The sequence below is a fragment of the Salinivibrio sp. PR6 genome, assembly GCF_001995955.1.
Classification (GTDB): domain Bacteria; phylum Pseudomonadota; class Gammaproteobacteria; order Enterobacterales; family Vibrionaceae; genus Salinivibrio; species Salinivibrio siamensis.
The window spans coordinates 1-3,973 of the sequence record NZ_MUFA01000039.1 but is presented as its reverse complement, the minus strand read 5'-3'; the positions used below and the strand labels follow the sequence as shown (position 1 = coordinate 3,973).

At 40.0% G+C, this 3,973-nt stretch carries 5 protein-coding genes; all 5 read right to left on the bottom strand.

Translation table 11 applies throughout. The features are described from left to right. A partial coding sequence (locus BZG72_RS15920) for a hypothetical protein (protein WP_077667274.1) occupies window positions 1-630 on the bottom strand: 630 nt, incomplete at its 3' end. Between the two features lie 69 nt (window positions 631-699). Next, window positions 700-1,434 (bottom strand): hypothetical protein, encoded by a 735-nt coding sequence (locus tag BZG72_RS15915; RefSeq protein ID WP_077667273.1) that lies wholly within the window; start codon window positions 1,432-1,434, stop codon window positions 700-702. Window positions 1,435-1,482: 48 nt separating this feature from the next. Further along, window positions 1,483-2,220: a hypothetical protein gene (locus BZG72_RS15910; protein WP_077667272.1), complete on the bottom strand. Its 738-nt coding sequence runs from the start codon at window positions 2,218-2,220 to the stop codon at window positions 1,483-1,485. 68 nt (window positions 2,221-2,288) lie between these two features. After that, entirely contained in the window at window positions 2,289-3,023 is a 735-nt protein-coding gene (locus tag BZG72_RS15905) for a hypothetical protein (protein ID WP_077667271.1), read from the bottom strand. A gap of 352 nt (window positions 3,024-3,375) precedes the next feature. After that, a partial coding sequence (locus tag BZG72_RS16275) for a hypothetical protein (protein ID WP_077667270.1) occupies window positions 3,376-3,973 on the bottom strand: 598 nt, incomplete at its 5' end.

The window sequence follows — 3,973 nt, the reverse complement described above, 5'->3', positions numbered from 1 at the left end:
TTTGGAGAGTAAGTTTTGCTTTTGGTCGAATGTCATAGTGTATATATTACCATAATAAGCATATACACCTTTCTCAGGGACGGCGAATGACAAAACACCATCGTTCTCTAAATCAAACACAACCGTACGCTCCGAAATCAATATGTAAGAGTGGTTTACATTAGGACGAAAATTCGTCATCCCAAACGACATCAGTGCAAAACCACCGGCCCCAACAAACGCAAGAGGACCTAGTGTAAACACGGCAATAATACAGACCACAACGCCAACCCATGCAAACCCACGCACCACTTGATAGACAACATCGGGGATCATGTCTTTTTCTGTATAATGAACGCCCTGCGAGGTCAAATGATAACAATAGTGTTTATCAAGTGAGAGAAGGTACCTTGACACCAACACCATCATTGCCATGAAAAAAAACAACACCCAAAACTCAGGCGTATCAACAGTCAGCTCATCAATGACAGACCAAAGAAAAAGTAGAAATAGCACTGCGAATGAAATAGACCAAATCCAATCTAACAAATTATTATATTTGAAACCGGCTCCTTTATATTCCCAAGAATGCACTGTTTTTTCATTATAAATCTTTTGTTTTAGAGGCTCTATATGTTTTTTATAGCTCATTCACCTGCTCTAATTTCAATGGTGCGTATCATTATTTTCTCCAATGGAGGTGAATTATTAAAAACAGTCCTATTCGGCAGCGCTCTCTTCTTCCTGCTGATAGATAGAATGTTTATATTGATCATTTACTCTATTGATTTTGATAACTTCTAAATTAGGGAAAAGAGTATATAAGTGATTTATAACGGTGAGTTTTTCTTCATACGTTTGAGTATATACACGACGTTTATATTCTAGATTTTCTTTCTCTGGAATGGTGAAAGAGAGCACATTATCGTTAATCAGGTCAAACAAAATAGTTCGTTCGTCCATCAATATGTAAGAGTGGCTTACATTAGGACGAAAATTCGTCATGCCAAACGACATCAACGCAAAACCACCGGCCCCAACAAACGCAAAAGGACCGAGCACAAACACGGTAATAACACAGACGACGATTCCCACCCACGCCAAACCACGTACCACCTGATACGCAACATCGGGGATCATGTCTTTTTCTGTGTAATGAATACCCAGAGGCGTTAAGTGGTAACAGCGATGCTTGTCGGGGAAAAAAAGGTACCTTGAGACTAATACCATCATCGTCATGAAAGAAAATAATCCCCAAAACGCAATGGAGTCTATGGTGAGCTCGTCGATTACAAACCATAGAAAGCAAAAAGGGGTTAGCCCTGCAAAAATTGATAGTCTCCAAATTCCAAGATGGTCAAATTTTCCGCCCCATCCTTTGTGTTCCCAATAGTGGCGGACTTCTACCTCATAGAGCCTCTTTTCAATGGGATCTATAATTTCGCTATTACTCAATGCTCACTCCAATGGTGCGTATTATTCCCTATCCCGAATTGAAGTGAGTCATTCGGTCGCTTTCTCTTCCTCCTGATGATAAACAGGATGTTTATACTGATCCTTCAACCTTTTTATCTTAACGAACTCGATACGTGGAAAAAGTGAACGCAATGTGGAGAGTAACTCTTGCTTCTGGTCGAGTGTTGTGGTGAATACATTACCACCATAAGCATGCACATCCTGCTCTAGAGCTTCGAATGACAGTACCCCATCGTTCTCTAAATCAAACACAACCGTACGCTCAGAAATCAATATATAGTGGTTATCAATAGAAGGACGAAAATTTGTCATCCCAAACGACATCAGCGCAAAACCACCTGCGCCAACAAACGCGAGAGGACCGAGCACAAACACGGCAATAATACAAACCACGATACCCACCCACGCAAAACCACGCACCACCTGATAGGCAACATCGGGGATCATGTTTTTCTCTGTGTAATGAATACCGAGACTGGTTAATTGATAACAACGATGTTTATCGGGTAGAAACAAATATCTTGATGCAAAAATCATCAGTGTCAAAAAACCACTTAATACCCAAAAAGCAAATGAGTCGACAGTCAACTTCTCGAGCACTGACCAAAGAAACAAAAGAAATGATGTTCCAGCAAATATCGACAGTCCCCATTTAACCATATTTTCATGTTTCAGACCCGCCCCCATAGATTCCCAAGAATAAATAACCTGAGCTGCGTAAAGCTGCTCCTCGAGGAGCTCTGTGTTATCTCCATTACTCATCATTCAATGCTCACTCCAATGGTGCGTATCATTAACTTTTCCCGAATTGAAGTGAGTTATTGGACGCCATACTATTCGATCTCTTTCTCTTCTTCTTGCTGATAAACAGGGTGTTTATATTTATCCTTCAACCTTTTTATCTTAACGAACTCGATACCAGGGAAAAGTAAATGTAATTTAGCAAGTAGTTCTCGCTTTTGGTCGAGTGTTGTGGTGAATACATTACCACCATAAGCATGCACATCCTGCTCTAGAGCTTCGAATGACAGTACTCCATCGCTCTCTAAGTCAAACACAACCGTACGCTCAGAAATCAATATATAGTGGTTATCAATAGAAGGACGAAAGTTTGTCATCCCAAACGACATCAGCGCAAAACCACCTGCCCCAAAAAAGGCAAGAGGACCGAGCACAAACACGGCAATAATACAGACCACGATACCCACCCATGAAAACCCACACACCACCTGATAGGCAACATCGGGGATCATGTCTTTTTCTGTGTAATGAATACCCAGAGACGTTAAGTGATAACAGTAGTGTTTATCAGGTGAGAGAAGGTACCTTGACACCAACACCATCATTGCCATGAAAAAAAACAACACCCAAAACTCAGGCGTATCAACAGTCAGCTCGTCAATGACAGACCAAAGAAAAAGTAGAAATAGCACTGCGAATGAAATAGACCAAATCCAATCTAACAAATTATTATATTTGAAACCGGCTCCTTTAGACTCCCAAGAATGCACTATTTTTTCATTATAGATTTTTTCTTTTGGAGGCTCTATATATTCTTTATAGCTCATTCACCTGCTCTAATTTCAATGGTGCGTATCATTATTTTCTCCAATGGAGGTGAATTATTAAAAACAGTCCTATTCGGCAGCGCTCTCTTCTTCCTGCTGATAGATAGAATGTTTATATTGATCATTTGCTCTATTGATTTTGATAACTTCTAAATTAGGGAAAAGAGTATATAGGTGGTTTACAGCGGTGAGCTTTTCTTCATACGTTTGAGTATATACACGACGTTTATATTCTAGATTATCTTTCTCTGGATTTCTCTGGANAGAGGCTCTATATGTTCATTCACCTGCTCTAATTTCAATGGTGCGTATCATTATTTTCTCCAATGGAGGTGAATTATTAAAAACAGTCCTATTCGGCAGCGCTCTCTTCTTCCTGCTGATAGATAGAATGTTTATATTGATCATTTGCTCTATTGATTTTGATAACTTCTAAATTAGGGAAAAGAGTATATAGGTGGTTTACAGCGGTGAGCTTTTCTTCATACGTTTGAGTATATACACGACGTTTATATTCCAGATTATCTTTCTCTGGAATGGTGAAAGAGAGCACATTATCGTTAATCAGGTCAAACAAAATAGTTCGTTCGTCCATCAATATGTAAGAGTGGTTTACATTAGGGCGAAAATTCGTCATGCCAAACGACATCAGCGCAAAACCACCTGCCCCAACAAAGGCAAGAGGACCGAGCACAAACACGGCAATAATACAGACCACGATACCCACCCATGAAAACCCACGCACCACCTGATAGGCAACATCGGGGATCATGTCTTTTTCTGTGTAATGAATACCCAGAGACGTTAAGTGATAACAGTAGTGTTTATCAGGTGAGAGAAGGTACCTTGACACCAACACCATCATTGCCATGAAAAAAAACAACACCCAAAACTCAGGCGTATCAACAGTCAGCTCGTCAATGACAGACCAAAGAAAAAGAAAGAAAAAG

Coding starts and splice junctions, on each gene's coding strand:
- BZG72_RS15910 (WP_077667272.1), bottom strand. CDS start 2,220: ATGATGAGTAATGGAGATAACACAGAGCTCCTCGAGGAGCAGCTTTAC.
- BZG72_RS15905 (WP_077667271.1), bottom strand. CDS start 3,023: ATGAGCTATAAAGAATATATAGAGCCTCCAAAAGAAAAAATCTATAAT.